We start from the raw sequence: 22,276 nt of genomic DNA, 5'->3' as shown, positions 1-22,276 counted from the left end.
AATTAAACCTTAATATGAAGAAAAACTTACTACTGCTGATGCTTGTGTTAACAATTTTATTTGTAAAAGCACAAGCACAAACCCGGCAAATATCTGGGACAGTTATCGACAAAACAACGAAAGATCCGTTGGTTAGCGCTTCGGTAACTGTTAAAGGTACTTCGATCGGAACCCAAACCGATATTAACGGCAAATTTAAACTGACAGTTCCGGATAAGCCCGAAAGTGTCCTGGTTTTTCATTCGGTAGGCTATAAAAACCGTGAAGAACCGCTAGCCACCAGCACAAGCTTTAAGGTTACCATGGAAAGTGACTCAAGGCAGTTGGATGAAGTTGTGGCCATAGGTTATGCCTCCGTAAGGCGCAGCGAACTCCCTGGAGCCGTTTCGTCAATAACAAACAAAGACTTAAAAGATGTACCGACTAATTCGCTGGCTGAGGCATTGGAAGGCAGGCTCGCGGGCGTACAGATCACCGTTTCAGAAGGTGCCCCGGGGGCGGCTGCTGATATTAACATCCGCGGCCGGAATTCGATTACCCAAAGCGGTTCCCCACTTTTTATTGTTGATGGTGTCCAGGTTGATAATGCCTTGACTGTTATTTCGCCACAGGATATCGCTACAATAGATGTACTTAAAGATGCCGCTTCAACAGCGATTTACGGTTCGAGAGGATCTAACGGGGTTATTTTAATTACAACCAAGGGCGGTAGAAATACCAACGGCAAAATATCGGTTAATTATAATGCTTTTGTAGGCGTCTCAAAATTAGCTAAGGAATTAAGTGTTATGAATCCTTACCAATATATTATGGCGATGTATGATAGGTATAAACTAACTGGTGACTCTTCCATTATTGACAGATACACCAGGGTGGGCTATAATTTTGACACGATCAAGACTTATAAGGGACAACCGGGGATTGATTGGCAAAATCTGATGTTTGGCCGTAAAGCCATTCAACAAACACAAAATCTAAGTCTGTCCGGTGGAACAGAGAAAACACAGTTCAATTTGAGCGTGACCGATAATGGCCAGCAAGGCATATTATTAGGATCGGATTATAACCGCCAACTGCTGAACTTCCGGTTTAATCAACAGGTTAATGAACGCTTATCGGCGGGTTTTAATGTGCGTTATAGTCAGCAGGTTATTGATGGTGCCGGAACTTCGGATGTAGGAGGCTCCGGAACTAACAACCTGCGGCAGATTGTCCGGTATCCACCCTTTCTGGCATCCGGGCTGGGTGAAGGCGACTTTGATCCGGCACTATACGCTTCAAACCCCGGAAACGGACTTACGTTGGTTAATCCATTGCAGCTTTTACCGGCAACGTATCGTCAGAACAAGGCAAACACCACCGATATCAACGGAAATATTACCTACAATATCGTAAAAAACGTCACATTCAGGTCTACCATAGGTTATGATATTTATAATACTGTGGCCAGAGCGTACAATGATACGCTTAACGCAGATGCGCAAACCAACCTGCTAATGCCTACGTTAACCTTAACAACAGGGCAGGTAACCACGTTTGATAACTCAAATACCATTGATTACAGCAATCCGTCATTCCTGCACACGAAGGGCAGTTTCGACTTCCTGGCGGGGCAGGAGTTTTATCAAACAGATACTAAATCCAATTACATTAGCCTGCGCTATTTTCCTGTTGGCTTAACCCCCGATGAAGCTTTTGCCAACCTCGGTCTAGCCTCGGCCCCTCCTGGTTATACGGAACCCTCACCCACGTCATCGGAAGTGCCGGTGCATACCCTATCATTCTTTTCGAGAGCCAATTACACTTATAATGAACGATACATTTTGTCATTAACGGTACGGGCTGACGGGAGCTCTATCTTCGGGCCTGATAGAAAATGGGGCTATTTTCCATCGGCATCTGCTGCATGGCGCATCATACAGGAGGATTTTATGAAAAATCAGAATGTTTTTTCTGAATTGAAACTAAGGTTCACTTATGGTTCATCGGGTAATAACCGGATCACGCCCTATTCCTATGACCCGGCATATTCAACAGGTAAAAATTACTACTTAAACAACGCGGGGGCGCTTGGCCTGGCACCTGGCAGCACCTTGAATAACCCTGATCTTCAATGGGAGACATTAAAGTCTAAAAACCTGGGCTTAGATATGGGCTTTTTAAAAGGCCGCATACAGCTAACTGTTGATGCCTATGATAATGTAACCACTAAATTATTGCTAAATAATACCATACCCTTAAATACCGGCTATAGCACCCAGTTTCAGAATGTGGGTTCAACAGGTAATAAAGGTTTGGAGTTTACCTTACAGGCTAACATTATTCAATCACGTAATTTCTCATGGAATTCCAGCTTTAATATATCATTTAATAAAAACACTATATTGAGTTTGGGCGATCAAACCCAGTTTTCAGCAAATTCTGGCTGGTACAGCAGTTCTAACGGACCCGCTGATTATATTGTAAAGATTGGGCAGGAAGTAGGAACGATGTATGGCCTGGTTAACGATGGGTACTACAAACCATCGGATTTTTATACCGCTCCTTACACCGACAGGAATAATCCGTGGGCTACAACACAATACCTTGGTTTAAAACCAGGTGTGCCAACCTCCAGTATTTCATCAACCACAATACAGCCCGGAACCCAAAAATTCAAAGATCTGAACCACGATGGTAAGATCGATGTTAATGATGAAACCGTTATTGGCCACGCTTTACCAAAATTTGTAGGAGGGTTAAATCAAACGTTCCGGTACAAAAACTTTGATATGAGCATATTCCTTAATTTCGATTATGGAAACCAGGTATATAATGACAATAAACTGGAGTTTACCAGCGAATATGAAAATGGTGCCAACCTCCTTTCTATCTTCAATAACCGCTGGGTAGTATCCGATCCCAATACCGGCCAATACCTGCAACGGGTTTTAACTAATCCAACCACGGTAATTGGCGTGTCACCGGCGCAATTGAACGCTGTTAATGGTAATGCAAAATACTGGATCCCGGTAACCGGCATAGAATATACATATCCGCAGTCGTTCGCAGTCGAGAATGGTTCTTTTATCAGAATTAATAATGTATCAATTGGTTATACTTTTCCTAAGGTGCTATTAGGGAAATTAAGCCTTACCAATTTCAGGATTTACATTACCGGCAATAATTTAGGCACTATAACCGGTTACAGTGGTTATGATCCCGAAGTAAGTACCAGGCGTAATACTACTTTAACACCGGGTGTTGATTATTCTGCTTATCCTAAAAGCCGCACTTTCATCACTGGCGTAAATGTTTCATTCTAAATAAAATATTGAATATGAAAACTAAATTTTTAACATTAACATCATTTTTAATGATGATACCGATTGCCATACTATTTGTAAATTCATGTAAAAAATATATCAGTCCGAACCCTCTATCCACTTTTAGCCCTGCGATTACTTTTGGAAGCGTTACCCTTGCGCGTACAGCTGTAATGGGTGCTTATAACAGCTTAACCGGCGATTATGGCTACGGCATCAGGATCAGCATGTATTATCCCTACGACAGCGATGAGATGATGGGAGCAGGTGGCAATACCCAGGATAATGACAGGAGGGATATTGCCAGATATAACCTTACTTCCAATAATGCCCAGCTACAACCTATTATGGCTCAGTCTTACCAGGGTATCGAAAGATCAAATCTGTGTATTTATTACATTCCGCGCATGCCTCAATACACCAGCGGCACGCCGATGGACCAAGGCGAGCTTAAAAGGCTTTACGGGGAGTCATTAACGTTAAGGGCTCAGTACTATTTTGAGCTCATTCGTAACTGGGGAGATGTTCCGGCACAATGGATACCATCTCAGTTTCAAACCAACTTGTTTTTACCTAAAACAGACAGGGATACCATATACAATCATATTTTAAATGATTTGTTAATTGCCGAAAACCTGGTTCCATGGCGCACCGACGTTGGAACTGTTGGTGACCCGGTTGATCAACGTATTACCAAAGGTACCGTAAAAGCACTAAGAGCAAGGATTGCTTTGTTCAGAGGAGGATACTCCCTAAGGGCAAAAAGTGGTGTAATGGAGCGCGGTAGCGATTATTTGACTTATTATAAAATTGCTTTTAGCGAATGTTCCGATTTATTGGCCAGGAGGGATGAGCATACGCTTGATCCCAGCTACAAGGCCGTTTGGCAAACCTATATATGCGGGCATAACGGAAATGACCCCAGCGGAGAAATTATGTTTCAGGTAGCGATGGGAGGGGCAACCTCCACAAGTGACAGTAAGCTTGGTACCTATAATGGTACAAAATTTGGCACTGTCGGCGGCGGATCTTTAGCCATTATGCCTACCTATTTCTATATGTTTGATTCAACTGATGTAAGAAGGGACGTAACCTGTGTGCCTTTTGAAACAAATACTGACTACGTGACACGTAAAGGGCATAGCATCAATGCTATAGTTGACGGCAAATGGAGAAAAGAATGGTTAACGAACCCGGCGTTCCCGGCGAACCCTACATCGCCGTCAAACCTGGGGCTTAACTGGGTTATTCAGCGATTTTCAGATGTGCTGTTAATGTATGCTGAGGCTGATAATGAAATTAATGGCGGACCGTCGGCTGCTGACATTGCCGCCGTTAAAGAGGTAAGTACACGGGCGCATAGCGGTAATGCCAGCTTGGTGCCCCCGATACCCAATGATTACACCGGCTTTTTTAAATATATTGTTCGGGAGCGTATGCTTGAATTCGGAAGCGAGGCAGTCAGGAAATATGATCTGATAAGATGGAACCTGCTCACTGCCGCCATTAATGAAACCAAGGCAAATTTAACCAATATGGGTGCGGCAACGCCCGCGGCTATGAACCCGCCATCGTATATGGCTCCCCCTCCGGCTTATTGTATGAGTGCTAATTTACCTAAAACGATGTATTACAATGCTGATTTTAAAGGGGATGACAGTTATTGGAGCCCTGCTAACGGCGCCGGAGCAGGTAAGGGTTTATGGGCCAATTCATTATATCAACCTGCTCCTGCAAAGGCGCCTGTTGATTTAACTATACCGGGAAATACCACTACGCTAACTACTCACGTATCCTGGCTTGGATATACTGGTATCAACACAAGCTTTACGTCAATATTTGCCTATGCGTTTAAAACCAATCATAGCGAATTATTGCCATACTACTCTCAAACCTTAATTAATAACCCGGCCCTTGGCGGTAATAATTACGGCTATTAACTAAACATTATACTAATAACAAAGGCAGTAATATCACTGCTTTTGTTATTTGCTGATCTACCGACGATTAGCTATTCGGGATGTTATTATTCAATGAATAGAAAGACGGCAAATTATCCAGGCGCCTGCTTTGCTTTACGCCAAAAAGATGCGGTAAATGACAGGAGTAGGAGAAACAATTAAACGAAATGAATAGCTCACATCAGCTAAACAAGTTAAAAAACATTAATGAAAATTCTTAAGGCTTTAATTGTCTTTTCTAGCTGCCTGCTGTCAGTTGTAAGTACTGCGTTTGCGCAGCAGGACCTGAAACTTTGGTATAATAAACCGGCTGCCAATTGGAATGAAGCGCTCCCTATCGGAAATGGAAGGCTTGCCGCGATGGTGTTTGGTACGACTGGCATTGAGCGCATCCAATTAAACGAGGAAACTGTTTGGGCTGGCGGTCCGCATAACAATGTAAATCCCGATGTGAAAACAGTTATACCGGAATTAAGAAAATTGATAGCCGAAAAACAATTTGTGGAAGCGCAGCGCCTTGCCAACAGTAAAATGTTTTCAAAACAGAACGGTATGCCTTATCAAACCATAGGAAGTTTGTATATCCAGTTTCCGGGCCACGATACGGTACAGGATTATTATCGTGATCTGGATATATCAAAAGCGATATCATCGGTTAGTTATAGCGTTAATGGTATCCGTTATAAACGGGTGATGTTTGTCTCGTTTACAGATCAAGCTGTGATTGTTCATCTTACTGCCGATAAACCCGGGTCAATCACCTGTAACCTGTCAATGCATTCGCCAATGCATAACTACCAGGTGGCGGTTACGGATGGGAAACTGGTCATGAACGGAAAAGGCGATTCCAGAAGCGGTATTGATGGCGCTATTAAATTTCAGGCCTTGGTAAAGGCGGTAACAGATGGCGGCAATATTATACAGGATGATACCTTGCTATCGGTCAAAAATGCGAACGCGGTAACCATTTACATTGCAATGGGCACCAATTTTAAAAACTACCACGATGTGAGCGGCGATGCCGGAAAGCGGACTGCAGGGTTCCTGGATATGGCTTTAAAAAAACCATATGATATGGCAATCAAAGATCATATCGCTTTTTATCAGCGTTATTTTAACCGCGTGGGCTTCCGGCTCGGAGAGGGTGTTGTTTCATATAAACCGACAAATGAAAGGATTAAAGATTTTGATAAAGGCGGTGACCTGGGCTTGGTCCCGTTATTTTATCAGTTTGGCAGATACCTGTTAATTTCCTGTTCACAACCTGGGGATCAGGCCGCTAACCTGCAGGGTAAATGGAATGAGTTGGATTCGCCGCCATGGGGAGGGAAGTATACCATCAACATCAATACGGAAATGAATTACTGGCCCGCGGAGGAAACCAATCTTTCCGAGCTTACCGAACCATTAATTCAACTGATCAAAGACCTTTCAGTTACGGGTCGGCAAAGCGCCTCAGAAATGTATGGTGCTCGCGGCTGGATGGCACATCATAATACAGATATCTGGCGAATCTCTGGTCAGGTTGATAAAGCGTTTTATGGTATTTTTCCTACTGGCGGCGCATGGTTAACCCAACATTTGTGGGAACATTATCTTTTTACAGGCGATAAGGCCTATTTAAAAGAAATATACCCAGTGCTGAGAGGCGCCTCGATGTACTTTGTCAATGCACTGCAGGAAGATCCTGATCACCATTGGCTGGTTGTATCGCCGTCTATGTCGCCTGAACATGATTTCATGCATGATAAAACTGTTGGTGCGATTTCGTTAACAGCCGGCACCACAATGGATAACCAGATTGTATTTGACCTTTTATCCAATACAATCGCCGCTGCTCATGCATTGAACACAGATGAGGCATTTGCCGATACGCTTTTAGCAAAAAAAGACCGCTTACCGCCTATGCATATTGGTAAATGGGGGCAGTTACAGGAATGGCTTGATGATATGGATGTAAAAGGCGATAAGCATCGCCATATTTCACAATTGTTCGGTTTGTTTCCGGGTAAACAGATATCTCCCTACAGGCATCCTGAATTAATGGAAGCAGCCAGGAATATGCTGATCAGTCGCGGAGATGTGTCAACCGGCTGGTCTATGGGTTGGAAGGTGAATTTCTGGGCGCGTGAGTTAGATGGTGATCATGCTTTCGAACTCATTAAGCAGGAATTAAAACCAGCTCCTGTATGGAAAGGTAAAATTGAAGGTGGCGGCGGAACCTATCCCAATCTATTTGATGCTCATCCTCCATTCCAAATCGATGGAAACTTTGGTTGTACGGCCGGTATAACAGAAATGCTGGTGCAAAGCTACGACGGCGATATTCATTTATTGCCTGCCTTACCCTCGGCTTGGGATAAGGGCTCTATCAAAGGCATCGTTGCGAGAGGGGGATTTCTAATAGACATGGATTGGGACAAAGGGAAGATTACTAAATTGGTGATCACATCCAGGTTGGGGGGTAATTGCCGCCTGCGATTACCAAATCAGTTGCGACCGGCCGGCAAGTTTTCACTTAGAGCTGCAAGTGGCCAAAATCCCAACCCATTATTCCTGGTGAACGAAATCAAAGAACCCATAATCGCCGATCCGGATCAGCTTAAAGGGATGACATTTGAACCGACAAAAGTTTATGATTTTAATACACTGCCCGGTAAAACATATACGCTGGTAGCCAACTGAAAAAACTTAAATACTGAAACTATATATAAATGAACATCAACAAAAAAATATTATTATCATCACTCGCTATTGTACTGTCAAGGCAGATAATGGCGCAGACAGGCAGTGAGAAATATTCATGGGAAAATTTACCCCGGGCTGAACAACCGTTGTTCAAAACGGACACATTTAACATTATCAAATACGGTGCTAAAGCCGATGGCGCTACCCTAAATACAGAAAGTATCAATAACGCGATTACGGATTGCAGCAACAAAGGCGGGGGAGTGGTGCTGATACCGCAGGGTTTATGGCTTACCGGCCCGGTTGTACTCAAGAGCAATGTTAACCTGCATATTGACCGGGCAGCATTGCTACAGTTTACTGATGATAAAAGCCAATATAAATTAATGCAGGGGAACTATGAAGGGCACAAGGCGATTCGCAACCAGTCGCCTATATCCGGAACCGATTTAACCAATATCGCTATAACCGGCGAAGGCGTGATAGATGGACATGGCGAGGTTTGGCGTGCCATGGGCAGAGATAGGATTACTGAACAAGAATGGAAAGAACTGTTGGCTTCCGGGGGCGAACTAAGCAATGACGGCCGCACCTGGTACCCGTCGGCCAGCTACGCAAAAGGTGCAAAAATACCCAATGCTGGTTATGTGGATCCTGAAAAGTCATTAAAGAACTATGAAGCCATTAAGGACTACTTCCGACCGAATTTAGTAGTGATTAATAATTGTAAAAAGGTGTTGTTACAAGGTGTCACATTTCAGAATTCGCCGGCTTGGTGCCTGCATATGCTGTTATGTGATGATCTGACGCTGGAAGGTGTCAGGATACGCAATCTTCCCAATGCCCAAAACGGCGACGGAATGGATATCGAATCCTGTTCGCATGTATTGGTTGAAAACAGTACGGTAGACGCTGGTGATGATGGTATTTGTATAAAATCGGGTAAGGACGAAGAGGGGCGGAAGGTTGGTAAAGCTTCCCAATATATTGTCATTCGCAATAATATAGTGTATAAGGCGCATGGTGGCTTTGTGATTGGCAGTGAAATGTCGGGCGGCGCTCATGATATTTTTGTTTCTGATTGTACTTTTATCGGCACAGATAACGGCCTCCGCTTCAAAACGGTTCGCGGCCGTGGCGGTATCGTGGAGAATATATTTATCAGGAATATCACCATGCGCGATATTGTGCATGATGCTATTTTATTTGATATGTACTACTTTGCAAAGGCTCCAACGTTGGCTCAAACAAACGGTAAAGTGGATATCCCCGCTGTTGATGAAGGTACTCCACAGTTTCGCAAATTTTATATCAGCAATATTGTGTGTAACGGGGCGGAAAGGGCCGTGTTTATACGTGGGTTGCCAGAGATGAGCATTAAAGATATCTACCTGGAAAACGTATTTATAAAAGCTAAAGCGGGGGTTAATATCATGGAGGCACAAAACATTAATTTAAACAATATAACCCTGGAATGCAATAATCCCGGACCGCTGATTAATATTGAAAATAGCAATCACATCACGTTTAACCAAATAGTTACACAAAACAGCCCCGGTTTATTTTTTAGCATAAATGGAGATCGCTCCGGACAGATCAGCGTTCAGCATACCAGCATATCAGCAGCAAAAAACGTAACCGAATTTAAATATGGTGCTGATAAATCAGCATTGACAATAGATAAATAATTTATCGGAAAACTAATCTCTATGCATATAAAATTGAATTTTAGCTGGTTCCTGCTTCTTGTGTTTATTTACCTCCCCGCGGGCGCCAAAGTGACGGTGGCATATGACGCATTGGTTGCCAAAGATGGTAGCGGAAAATTCACAAGCATTCAGCAGGCAATAAATAATGCGCCGGAAGGTAGGACAACGCCTTATAAGATCTTTATTAAGGCGGGTATTTATACTGAGCAGATCATTATCCCCGCCACAAAACCCTTTATAGAATTGATCGGGGAAGATGTAGCACGGACAACAATAGCCTACGGTGATGGTAAGGGCGGTACATCCGTAGTGGTTATTAATGCCAACGATTGTATGCTGATGAATATCACCATGGAAAACACGCAAGGACGTCTGTTTGACGGGCCACAGTCGCTTGCGGTCAAGACCAACGCTGACCGGATTGTATTTTTTAACTGCAGGTTTATCAGCGGGCAGGATACCGTTTTGACAAACCGGGATGGGAACCGGGTGTATTTTAATAATTGTTATATTGATGGTAATACCGATTTTATATATGGCGCGGCAGTGGCTGTTTTTGACCATTGTATTATCTTTCCACGGGATCGGGTCGATGGTGGTAAAGGTGGTTATGTAACAGCGGCAAGTACTCCGGCTGGACAGCAATACGGCCTGGTATTCAGAGACTGTACGATGCCAAACAATCATGGCTTAACGAGTTATACGCTGGGCAGGCCCTGGCAGAACGATAGCCGCACCGAAACCCGGGGGCGCAAGCGGGCGGAAAATAAGGTGGTATTTTTAAATACCGCAATGAGCGCTTCTATCGTTCCATCCGGATGGTCAATATGGGATGATGGTACAAAGACATCTGTAATAACTTATGCGGAATATAAAACAACTAAATTTGACGGTACACCGGTTGACTTAACGCACAGGGTGCCATGGTCTCAACAACTTACCGATAGCGCTGCTAAGACCTATTATGATAACAAACTATTGTTCGGCGATTGGGATCCTTTTGCCATTTGGAAGGATTTGCCCAAAGAGACAACTGGGCATTCAATAGCCATAGCTAACTTTATGGCGCGAAGCATTAATAATATGGCGATATTGCAGTTTAACAGCAGTTGGCCACAAAATGGGATTACCTACCAGTTGCTTACAAGTCCTGATAAGCTTATGTTATTTAAAAACACTAGCAGGTTGATTACAAAAACGGATACCATAGCGGCTTACCAGTTTAACATAGCTATGCCTGCCGAAAACCAGGTTACCTACTATCTTATCCGGGCATCCAAAGGCAACGCTATTGAAATGTCAGATACGCTGTCGGTTAGTCTTTCCGTTTTAAATAAATCACATAATTTAAGGGAGAAATAAATTTAAGAATGAGCATACACCTTGAAAATACTGTACAATAACCATAAAGAATGAAAAAACAACTGCTGTCATTAGTTTTAATGATGTGGTGTTGCAGGGTTGTAGCACAACATATCCCCCTTGTGCAAAAGGGCGGATCAAGTTATGTGTCAAAAGTCTGGGTGGCCGATCAGGGAAACGGAACCTATAAAAACCCGATATTGGATGCCGATTATTCCGATCCGGACGCGATAAGGGTAGGTGATGATTTTTATCTTATCTCATCCAGTTTTGAAGCTATTCCCGGTTTGCCTGTTTTGCATTCGAAGGACCTTGTTAACTGGGAGATTATAGGGCATGCCTTATTGCGGCAACCCCCGTTCGATCATTATAATATTCCCCGGCATGGTGACGGTGTTTGGGCACCATCCATCCGCTGCTTTCATGGTGAATTTTACATCTATTATCCCGATATCAATTATGGCATATATCTAATAAAAGCCAAAAATCCTGCCGGTCACTGGAGTGATCCAGTGCTGGTTTATCCGGGTTTAGGCCTTGAAGATCCATGCCCGCTGATGGACGATGACGGCCAAATGTACCTGGTACACGCATTTGCCGGCAGTAAGGCTGGCATAAAGAGCATTCTAGCAGTGAATAAACTTAATGCAGATGGAACGAAGGTGACGGATGAGGGCGTAATCGTATATGACGGCCATGAAACCGACCCCACCATTGAAGGGCCAAAGTTTTATAAGCGTAATGGCTATTACTACATATTTGCACCTGCGGGCGGGGTGTCAACAGGTTGGCAATTAGTGCTCCGCTCAAAAAGCGTTTATGGACCTTATGAACGCAAGGTCGTGATGGATCAGGGTAAGAGCAGCACAAATGGCCCTCACCAAGGTGCCTGGGTAAGTACCCAAACCGGCCAGGATTGGTTCCTGCATTTTCAGGATAAAGGCCCCTACGGCAGAGTGCTTCATTTGCAGCCCATGCAATGGAAATATAACTGGCCCGTGATTGGTATCGATAAAAGCGGAAATGGGAAAGGTGAACCGGTTGCAAGCTATAAAAAGCCCAATGTAGGCAGATCGTATCCCATTAATACACCTGTCGAAAGTGACGAATTTAATGGTAATACGCTGGGCTTGCAATGGCAATGGATGGCTAATCCCGGCGAAGCTTGGTATTATATGAACCCGGTTAAGGGTGCCCTGAGGTTGTATTCGGTAATGATACCAGATAAGCAAAATTTATGGAGTGCCGGAAATGTACTACTGCAAAAGTTTCCCGCTGATGAATTTATGGTAACGACTAAGGTAGATTTCGTGCCCAATCCAAAACTGAAAGATGAAAAGGCAGGCTTGACCATTATGGGTTTAGACTACGCCGCGATAGCTATGGAAAGCTCAGCCGATGGGAATTACCTGGTTTATAAGGAATGTAAGGATGCGGGTAAAGGCGGAACAGAAGATGAAAAAAAAATAACTAAGTTGTCATCTTCGATAATTTACCTGGGGGTGAAGATTGAGGCCGGTGCGAAGTGCCATTTTGGTTATAGCCTAAATGGCATCGACTATGTGTGGTTAGCTGATGAATTTCAGGCGAGGGTGGGACAGTGGATTGGTGCAAAAGTAGGTCTGTTTTGCACTCGCGAAAGCCAGTCAAATGATTCAGGTTATGCGGATTTTGATTGGCTTAGGGTGGGCGCTTTAACAAAATAGGATGACAAATTACATACCATAGCTAATACACCGCATATATTTATACTTTTCGACCATTGGTTTAACCAGGCCTTGAACTATACAAACAGGTTTTTTAGATCATATATTTAAAAATAACTAACCGGCTGTCAATTATTCATTGTACCTCAACCATAAAGAGAGTATTTTAACAAATATTAATAGAAATAAGACCTATTCAGTCAATTTTTGAACTCAATAAATCGATTACCTTTTTACGTTTGTAACGATAAAACCAATAAGTAAACAATTCAAAAAAGTGATTCAGGTTAGTTAACAACCAGTAGACCTTTGATATAAACTTACTTTGTAATTTGACTATAACCAATAATTATGAAATTTAAAATAACAATTCTTGTCCTTGCCTATATTTTTTTAGCCGCGATAGCCAATACCGCTGATGCACAGGGTAGTGAAAAAGATCTGGCTTATTATCTTGCTCACGCCCCGTTTAAAATGACGATAAATGAACCTCATTTTAACGATAAAGCTTTTAATATACAGGACTACGGTGCAATTGGCGATGGTCAAACACTCAATACAACCGCCATTGAAAAAGCGATCTCGGCATGTAATGCCGCTGGCGGCGGTGTAGTACAGATCCCCCCTGGGTTGTGGCTTACCGGGCCTATCGAACTGCAAAGTAATGTGAACCTGCATGCCGATCGCGGTGCACTGATAATCTTTACTACCGATCATGCTCAATATCCGGTTGCTAATGGTAAGGCAAAGTTGCCCTTGTCAGGAAATAACCTCCATAATGTTGGAATTACCGGCGAGGGGGTTTATGACGGGGGGGGCGATACCTGGCGGCCACTCAAAAAAAGCAAGGCTGCACCAACTCTTTGGGGAGACCTGGTAAAAGCTGGCGGCTCGGTTAGCAAGGATGGCAGCATGTATTATCCTACAACAGAAAATACTCGTCCGACAATGGTGTCGGTACAGAACAGCACTGGGGTAATCATAGATGGACCCACATTTAAAAATTCACCTCAGTTTGCACTCAATCCCCGGAACTGCACCGATATGATCATTCGTAATGTGACTATAAACAATGAATATTATGCGCAAAACGGCGATGGTATTGATTTGTCGTCCTGCAAAAACGCAGCGGTTTATCACTGCACAGTAAATGCTGGTGATGACGGTATCTGTATGAAATCAAGTGGTAATAAAGGAGATGCGGCTACTGATCCTGCCCTGAAAAATATCATTATTGCCGATTGTATCGTTTACCATGCGCACGGTGGGTTTGTAATAGGCAGCAATACAGATGGTGGTATGCAAAACATATATGTTACCAATTGTGATTTTGTAAATACGGATGTTGGCATACGTGTAAAAAGTAGCCGTGGCCGTGGTGGCTTGGTACATGATGTATTTGTGGATCATATTTATATGCGCGATATTTTAAATGAAGCCATACTTTTCAATACCTATTATGACGAAGATGCTAAGGACGGCACATCCGCACAGGTGGCGGTGAATAGCAGAACACCACGTTTTCAGGATTTTCATATCAGCGACATTTATTGTAATAATGCCAGATCCGCCATCGCCATTACTGGGCTGCCTGAAATGCCGGTGAATCATATATATATGTCGAATATGGTTATATCTGCAAAAACTGCATTCAGCGCGGTGGACGCGGCGGATATTTCTTTGGAAAATGTAAAGCTAATTTCGCCAGCATCAACATTGATCGAACTGAATAACGCGCAGAATATAACTTTTAACAGCATTGGATTTAATAGTAACACCTCAATATTTATTTCGGCAAGCGGAAGTACAAAGGGTGTTAAAGTGTCAGATACCAACCTGAAAAGTTTAGCTGAGCCGCTTAAACTTGAAAAACACTTGGATAAAAGCGCAATAACTATACAATAATATTATACTAATATGTTAAATAAACTTTTCGCAAAAAAAAACGTGTACCAACGTGTACTAATCGGTTCTTTTTTTTTAGTCCTGATGGGATTTACGCAATTACAGGATCCTATAACCATTTATATGATAGGCGATTCTACCATGTCGATAAAAGCGAAATCGGCATATCCCGAAACGGGATGGGGAATGCCCTTTGCCATTTTTTGGGATCAGACGGTAACTGTTGACAATCGTGCACAAAACGGGCGAAGCACGAAAACATTTATCAACGAGGGCCGGTGGCAATCTGTTGCCGCCAATATGAAAAAGGGCGATTATCTGCTAATACAATTCGGCCATAACGATGAAGTAAAAACCAAAGGCAGCTATGCTACACCGGATGAGTTTCGTAGCAACCTTACCCGTTTTGTAACAGAGGCCAGAAATAAGGAGGTTAACCCGATATTAATAACACCAGTTACCCGCAGAAATTTTGATACTACCGGTAAAGTAGTGGATACCCATGTGGAATACGCGCAAATAATGAGGGATGTAGCGGCAAAAAATAATGTGCCTTTAATTGACCTGGACAGTTTAAGCATGCAGTTGCTGCAAAAGCTTGGTCCTGACCAATCAAACCTGTTGTTTAATCATTTGCTGCCCGGAGAAAATCCTAATTACCCCGAAGGCAAGGAAGATAACACGCATTTTAATGAGTTGGGTGCCCGTAAAATGGCCGAACTGGTATTGGCCCGCATAAGAGTTATACAGCCCGAACTTGCTGCGAGGATAATAAAAGGAAAAGATTTACCTATAAAATAGCAATACAAGGAAATGAAGCTGAAAAAGATCTTTACCGCCGGTTTTCTGCTAGTAGCGGTTACCTTACCACCCAAACCTATCAAAATTTATATGATAGGTGATTCTACGATGTGCCTTTATACCAAGGACCGGCTACCGCTTACTGGTTGGGGTATGCCTTTTGCCGATTATTTTGATAGTTCGGTAAGTATCAGAAACGAAGCCAGGGGCGGCAGAAGTACCCGTACATTTATAAGTGAGAACCGCTGGGCACCCATTGTTGACAGCCTGCAGGCCGGTGATTATGTACTGATACAATTTGGCCATAATGACGAGGCAAATCAACCTCAGTTCGCCGACAGGTACACACCGGTAAGCGATTACCGGAAAAACCTGATCTTGTTTATTACCCAGGCACGCGGCAAAAATGCTATTCCGGTGTTGATCACCCCGGTTACCAGGTGTAGTTTCGATAAGGATGGTAAAATAAAGGAAACACACCTCGAATATTCAAATGCGGTAAGAGCCGTCGGCGATTCACTAAAAGTGCCGGTTATTGATTTGGATGAACGGAGCCGGGAGTTAGTCGATAAGCTGGGGCCGGAAACAGCTAAAATGATCTACATGCAGGTTGATTCCGGGGAACATCCTAATTATCCATTAGGAAGGCGCGATAATACCCACTTTAATGAATACGGTGCGAGGCTGATGGCGGAACTGGTGTTAAACGAAATCAAGCGCTTGCACCTCGACCTCGAAGACCGGATTGTTAAAAGTAAGCAAACCGGCAAATGAAGAAAGTTTTATTGTTGTTGTGTTTCGAACTTTTAATGAGCTTTTCTTTTGGCCAGGCCAGGCGCCTGATTGTGGCAGCCGATGGCAGTGGCAATTATAAAACGGTGCAGGAAGCCATAAATGCAGTCCCCATGAATAATCAAACCCGTATCGTGATTTTCATTAAGCATGGCATTTACAAGGAAAAACTTCATTTGGACTCTGGTAAAAACTTTGTAGAGTTAAGGGGCGAGTCGCGCTTTAATACCATTCTGACTTATGACGACCACTCGGGTAAGGTATCCGCGAGTGGAAATAATATCAGTACACGTTCCTCTTATAGTTTTCTTATCAATGGCTATAACTTCCAGGCACGTGATATTACCTTTCGCAATGATGCCGGTTTTAGCGCAGGGCAGGCCGTAGCAGTCGAGGCGGATGGCGATAAAGCTGTTTTTACAGACTGTCGCTTTGTCGGTAACCAAGACATTTTATTCCTGAACAACGATAAAAGCCGTCAGTATTACAAAGATTGCTATATAGAAGGAACAACCGATTTTATTTTTGGCTCCGCTACAGCATGGTTTGAAAACTGCCATATCCACAGCAAAAAAAACTCACATGTTACTGCTGCCTCAACACCTCAAGATCATCCCTATGGCTTTGTGTTTAACAATTGTACCCTAACCGGCGATAGTGCCCTGCATATGGTGTCGCTTGGCCGTCCATGGCGTCCTTACGCTTGTGTGATTTATATGCATTGTTACCTGGGCGAGCAAGTGAAGGCCGAGGGCTGGAGCAACTGGAATAAAACCGAAAGCTATAAAACAGCACGCTATGCGGAGTTCGAAAACTATGGTCCGGCAGCTGATGTTACCGCCAGAGTGACCTGGTCAAAACAATTAACACCTGCTCGGGCGGGGCAAATTACGCTTCGGAATGTTTTTGGCGATTGGGATCCGCTTCAAGCTATAACTAATATTGAGTGATCATCAAGGTCTATAACAGAAAAAATGGCAAACTCATTTAAATACAGCTTTATTATAATCTTAATGTGCTGTTCCTTGGCGGCTTACGCTCAGGATTTTATACCAATATGGCCTAAAGATAACATCCCGAATTCCAGGCACCTGAAATTAAAAGACAGCATAGCTAATGATCGTGTTTTTCGGGTTATGCTACCCGGCATGTATGCTTTTTTTCCGGGTAAACAGGAAAATAAAGGCGCGGCGGTAGTTATTTGCCCGGGTGGCGGGTATGAACACCTGGCATACGTTATTAGTGGTTTGCAACTGGCTAAATGGTTTAATACCATGGGGATAAGTGCGTTTGTGCTTAATTACCGCCTGCCAAATTCGGCGGACCTGAAACAGCGGGAAACCGGCCCGCTAATGGATGCCCAGCGTGCCATCAGGTATATCAGGGCGAATGCGGTCAATTGGGGCATTAACACTGACAAGATCGGGATTATGGGGTCGTCTTCTGGCGGGCATCTTGCGGCATCAGCCGGAACCATCGGCGATGATGTATCGGCTATAGGTGATAGTCTGGATAAAGTGTCCTTTAAGCCGAATTTTATGATCCTTGTTTCTCCGGTTATAGACCTGAGCACATCATATGCCCACGCGGGCAGTGTTAAAAGTTTACTGGGTCCCGGCGCATCGGATGAGCTAAAGAAAAGGTTTTCGCCGCAATTACTGGTAACGCCGGCTACGCCACCGTGCTTTATAGTCGACGCGGTTAACGACAAAACTGTAAACCCAATGAATAGCCTGCTGTTTTACCAGGCCTTGCTACAAAATAAGATACCGGTTAGTTTTCACGCCTTCCCGCAGGGAGGTCATGCTATCGCTTTAAGAAATAATCCCGGTTCTACAGAGTTATGGACACAGCTTTGCGAAATGTGGATGGTAGAAACAGGGATTATACCGGAAAAACTTAACGCTAAATAAAAACGATGCTAATGCCTGGTTACTGCTTGGTGTAGTTGGTAAAGCGGAGTTTGCCAAATCATTGGTTGCTGCGAACAATGATGAATACGCACGATCATAAAATAATGTTGTGGAGCTGATTGAACAAAGTTGGATAATAATTAAAGATTGTCCTTTAAATCAATATCTCAACTGAAATTGATTTAATGCTATCTGTATTGGTAGTAAGAGTTAGTACATCCGTGTGAATTTAATGGGAAAGGTTCTTCTTTCTGCTCATTTCAAATATACGTTTCATTTTCGGCGGGAGATCAAAAACGAATATCCGCCCCCCGGCTTTCAACTTTAATACAAAACTATTTAAACTTAATACATAAGTTTACGTTAATTAGTGCAATTGACTGAACGATCAGCATGAGCAAAATATTTACGATAACCACGGGATTAGAGAATATGGGTGCCCTGCGTACAGGCGGGCAGGGCTCAGTGTATAAAGGCAGGCGAATAGGACCAATAATTACTGCTGTTAAAATATTGCCCACTCCGATCCATAGCGAAAGCCTGGAAGATAAAAACTACCGGAACTTTATAAATGAAGTAGAAAAGCTGAAAAAAGTAAATGAAGTTCCAAACCCTAATGTAGTTAAGATACTCAATTCAGGTATTACAGAGAGCGGTTCATTCCCTTTCATCGAGATGGAATTTATTGAAGGCCCAGACCTGGAAGAATTGCTGAAAGTGCCAAATGAAAAAATATTCACCATTAAGGAAACCATTAAGCTGGCCGACCAGCTGGCCTGCGCATTGTCGCACTGCCATAAAGTAGGTGTAAAACATGGCGATATTAAAAGCAACAATGTAAAGTTCAATATCCATTCAGGGAATTATGTATTGCTCGACTTTGGGTTGTCAGTAATGTCAGATGAGCAAAGGCGGAGCAGCATGCGGCATGCGGGGGCGATAGAATTCATGGCGCCGGAGCAAAACGAGGGCAAGATGCTTTTCGGAACAGATATCTATAGTTACGGCATCATACTTTACGAATTGCTGGCAGGGCAGGTGCCGTTCCCGTTACATGATAACGGGGAAACAGCGAGGAATACGGTAATGCTCGCGCACATGGAATCACCTTTGCCGGACTTGCTGAAACTGCGCAGAGAAAACCTGCCAAAAAGCTGGCCAAGCGCACAGCAGGAAAGAGAGATGCAGGTACCGGGGTGGTTACTGACTTTAATTGGCAGGTGCCTGGAAAAGCAACCTGAAGGGCGCTATAGTGACGGTACAGAACTACATGAAGCGATAGCACAAAGCAGCGTAGCTGAAATAAAAACAGAGATAGCTAAGGAAATCAAGGCGGAAACTCCATTGTTACAACCCAATGCCGGCGATGGAAAAATGACAGTTTCCTCTCTCGTTTTTGCAGTATTGGTCATCTTGCTCTTGTTTTCTTTGGCTTATAACACTTACACATTGTTGAGCAACAATAGGCCTGTAGAGAAAGCGATACCACACACTGTGCCCGATTCGATCGCTAAGCCCGACAGTAGTCCACCGATAATTCAAAAAGAAGATAATACCGATTATCAAAACAAACGAAAACAGGCAGATTCTACTACACAAAGTGCGATTCAGGGTGTTATACGATCAGAGCAAAATAAAGCAGGAAATACGGACAGCACCAATACGGATACAACAAATAATAATCAGAATTAATGGACTCAAAACCTTCTATCTGGCAGCGTATCGGTATCCATGACTGGTTTTTAACCAGTGAAAATACCGGCAAAAATAAAAAGCAGCTTATGCTTAGCCCTGATGATGTTTATAATTATATTATCGACAAGTTTACCGATAGCATTCGCCAATTATCATTCGCGGGCCGCATCGTATTTTACCATGAATACATCATCAGCCTTAATGCTGAAGATTATAAGGAGTTTATTAATAACAAAACAGGCATCCTGGGGCTGATCGTAGATGAAAGTGTAAAAAGATTTTACGAGTTATTAAAGCAATATCGTGAAGCGGGCAAAACAGTTGAGCCTTCAAGTTCTAAATGGGTGTTCCGCTTGGTATCGCATCCTGATTATGCAAGGGGTGATATAGGTTTTATTGGTAAGCTATTGCCCGATAGTAATAAGAAAGAAGACAACCTGCGGGTAACTTTTATACCCAGGCAAACGGGTATAGCGCAAACATTTGATATTAGCGAGGACATACTTAAGGGCTTTAATTATTACAGTGAGGGGTATTATGAAATCCCTTATTTAGCGGACTTGTCATACGACGAAAAAGATGTGGTAAAGAAAAAGGAAAAATACCTGGCAAGGCTGGAAACCATTCTCCCTGAAAAACAGTTAGCCGGTAAAAAAGTAGAGTTCCTGATGAATGACGAGGAAATTATAGTTTCGGGCGGGGAGGAGGAAAGAGAAGAACCATACATCTTTCGGATTCCTTCGGAGTGGGTAAACACCCCGCATCTTTTGATCCGTTTTAATAAGGCGGATAGCAAATTTTACATGGCGTCTGTAGGTGAACAAACTATTTTGAATGAAGAAAGTGTGCCCAGGAGCGATATCAATTCACCCGCATGGCAGGAACTGCCTGTAAATTCTAAAATATTGTTGAACGGCATTGTTGGTATCAATATTTTCAAATCATAAATATGTCACAAGTACTATCCATAGGGTTATTAATTGTTAGCGTGGCATTGCTGGTTTCACATTTTTACGACATAAAAAAATCACGTGAGATAAATGAATGAGCAATTTTTCGGATTATCCGACACCGGCAAACAGCGTGAAAACAACGAGGACCTCTTTATTGCGCAACAGGTTCACGGCAGTAAATTTATACTGGCTTCGGTTATTGATGGTGTAGGCGGTTATGCCGGAGGCGAAATAGCAGCCGAACAGGCACAAACGGCTGTAATTGAGTGTGCCGGGAAACCTTTTAAAGAAGCTATCCCAATGCTTGTCGAATGCTTTCATTTAGCCAATAAACGTGTTATTGCTGAAAAGAAACGCAGTAACAAATACCAGGAAATGAGCTGCGTTGCTACTGTTGCACTGGCCGATATATCGGCTAACCGCTTTTACTATGCGCATGTGGGCGATACCCGGCTATATTTATTCCGTGATGGTTCGTTAGTGAAAATATCCCACGATCAGTCGTTCGTTGGTTTCCTGGAAGAATCCGGGCGTTTAACTGAACAAGCCGCGATGGAACATCCCCGCAGAAACGAAATTAACAAGGCTCTGGGATTTGAAGAAGACTTAAATCAGCATGCTGATTATATAGAAACCGGCCAATCGCCTTTCCTGCCCGGTGACATGTTGCTTTTGTGTAGCGATGGCTTGTCGGACATGTTGAACAGTACTGAAATTGTTTCCATTTTAAGCCGGCTAGGTTCCTTAAAAGAGAAAACCAGGTTGCTTATTGACATGGCCAATGAAAAAGGAGGTCGGGATAATGTTACTGTAGTATTAGTGCAAAATGACAAAACACCTCAACAGTATGCGGCAAATAAAGTCACGGAAAGTGTTACTAAATCGCAACCGGCTGTGCAACAATTCGAACAACCTGTGGCTAGCATAGCTGTTCATCAAAAGAAAAATAATATTGCCGCTATCCTTTTTGCTATCCTGGCATTGATATTCCTGAGTACCAGCATTTATTTATATAGTTTGCCCCCAGTTGTTAAAACAATTACCCCTGCTAAAAAGACCCTCAGCAAAGGGGAAATTAAATTGCAGCAGACGATAAATAATGTAAAAGGGCAATCAATTATACTTATAGATACCGCCTTTACCGGCCCGATTATTATTAGTCAGGCTATCAGGATTGATAAAGACTCATTATTACTTAAAGCAAAAGGAAATATTATACTGCAATGTGATAGCGGTTATAATGGCCCTGCTATTATCTTATCTTCAAAATGCAAACACATTGTGTTAGATAGCTTATCATTCGGCGGTTTTACTACCGCGATTGATGTAACAGGAAATGTCCTGTCGCTTAAAAACGTACGATTCAATAATTGCAAATCAGCAATCAGCCAGTCTTTTACACTGGCAGATAAAAAATACTTTAGCGGCCAGCTACCTGTATTAATGTTAAAGGCCGATTCATTACCTGTTAAAACCAAATAGACCG

At 43.1% G+C, this 22,276-nt stretch carries 14 protein-coding genes; all 14 read left to right on the top strand.

Annotated features, from left to right (window positions below):
- Window positions 1-14 precede the first annotated feature (14 nt).
- The 14 genes from GSQ74_RS01675 to GSQ74_RS01610 all read left to right on the top strand — a co-directional run bounded on the left by GSQ74_RS01675 (window position 15) and on the right by GSQ74_RS01610 (window position 22,272).
- Entirely contained in the window at window positions 15-3,305 is a 3,291-nt protein-coding gene (locus GSQ74_RS01675) for a TonB-dependent receptor (protein WP_158989400.1), read from the top strand.
- A 14-nt stretch (window positions 3,306-3,319) separates the two neighbouring features.
- Window positions 3,320-5,245 carry a RagB/SusD family nutrient uptake outer membrane protein gene (locus GSQ74_RS01670; RefSeq protein ID WP_158989398.1) on the top strand — a complete coding sequence of 642 codons (1,926 nt, stop codon included), beginning with the start codon at window positions 3,320-3,322 and terminating at the stop codon, window positions 5,243-5,245.
- A gap of 228 nt (window positions 5,246-5,473) precedes the next feature.
- A complete protein-coding gene (locus tag GSQ74_RS01665; protein ID WP_158989396.1) occupies window positions 5,474-7,951 on the top strand; it encodes a glycoside hydrolase N-terminal domain-containing protein in 2,478 nt (825 codons plus the stop codon).
- 29 nt (window positions 7,952-7,980) lie between these two features.
- Window positions 7,981-9,642, top strand: a complete 1,662-nt coding sequence (locus GSQ74_RS01660; RefSeq protein WP_158989394.1) for a glycoside hydrolase family 28 protein — start codon at window positions 7,981-7,983, stop codon at window positions 9,640-9,642.
- A gap of 21 nt (window positions 9,643-9,663) precedes the next feature.
- Window positions 9,664-11,025, top strand: coding sequence for a pectinesterase family protein (locus GSQ74_RS01655; protein WP_158989392.1), 1,362 nt, complete (start codon window positions 9,664-9,666; stop codon window positions 11,023-11,025).
- Window positions 11,026-11,075: 50 nt separating this feature from the next.
- Complete coding sequence (locus GSQ74_RS01650) at window positions 11,076-12,731, top strand: glycoside hydrolase 43 family protein (protein WP_158989390.1); 1,656 nt, start codon at window positions 11,076-11,078, stop codon at window positions 12,729-12,731.
- Between the two features lie 351 nt (window positions 12,732-13,082).
- Window positions 13,083-14,636 (top strand): glycosyl hydrolase family 28 protein, encoded by a 1,554-nt coding sequence (locus GSQ74_RS01645; RefSeq protein WP_158989388.1) that lies wholly within the window; start codon window positions 13,083-13,085, stop codon window positions 14,634-14,636.
- A gap of 12 nt (window positions 14,637-14,648) precedes the next feature.
- Window positions 14,649-15,437 carry a rhamnogalacturonan acetylesterase gene (locus GSQ74_RS01640; protein WP_174236895.1) on the top strand — a complete coding sequence of 263 codons (789 nt, stop codon included), beginning with the start codon at window positions 14,649-14,651 and terminating at the stop codon, window positions 15,435-15,437.
- A gap of 12 nt (window positions 15,438-15,449) precedes the next feature.
- Window positions 15,450-16,211: a rhamnogalacturonan acetylesterase gene (locus GSQ74_RS01635; RefSeq protein WP_158989386.1), complete on the top strand. Its 762-nt coding sequence runs from the start codon at window positions 15,450-15,452 to the stop codon at window positions 16,209-16,211.
- Entirely contained in the window at window positions 16,208-17,179 is a 972-nt protein-coding gene (locus GSQ74_RS01630; RefSeq protein ID WP_158989384.1) for a pectinesterase family protein, read from the top strand. The genes GSQ74_RS01635 and GSQ74_RS01630 overlap by 4 nt, the downstream gene beginning before the upstream one ends.
- A gap of 24 nt (window positions 17,180-17,203) precedes the next feature.
- A complete protein-coding gene (locus GSQ74_RS01625; protein WP_174236894.1) occupies window positions 17,204-18,142 on the top strand; it encodes an alpha/beta hydrolase in 939 nt (312 codons plus the stop codon).
- A 393-nt stretch (window positions 18,143-18,535) separates the two neighbouring features.
- Complete coding sequence (locus GSQ74_RS01620; protein ID WP_158989382.1) at window positions 18,536-19,834, top strand: serine/threonine-protein kinase; 1,299 nt, start codon at window positions 18,536-18,538, stop codon at window positions 19,832-19,834.
- The gene (locus GSQ74_RS01615) at window positions 19,834-20,784 is read left to right on the top strand and encodes a hypothetical protein (protein WP_158989380.1); all 951 of its coding nucleotides are present in this window, start codon (window positions 19,834-19,836) and stop codon (window positions 20,782-20,784) included. Before GSQ74_RS01620 ends, GSQ74_RS01615 begins: the two co-directional genes overlap by 1 nt.
- 93 nt (window positions 20,785-20,877) lie before the next feature.
- Window positions 20,878-22,272 (top strand): PP2C family serine/threonine-protein phosphatase, encoded by a 1,395-nt coding sequence (locus GSQ74_RS01610; RefSeq protein WP_158989378.1) that lies wholly within the window; start codon window positions 20,878-20,880, stop codon window positions 22,270-22,272.
- Window positions 22,273-22,276: the final 4 nt, after the last annotated feature.

Origin of the sequence: Mucilaginibacter sp. L196 (assembly GCF_009765905.1) — a bacterium.
Classification (GTDB): Bacteria; Bacteroidota; Bacteroidia; order Sphingobacteriales; family Sphingobacteriaceae; genus Mucilaginibacter.
Note: the sequence above shows the minus strand (reverse complement) of the source record. Positions and strands in the feature narration are given on the sequence as shown.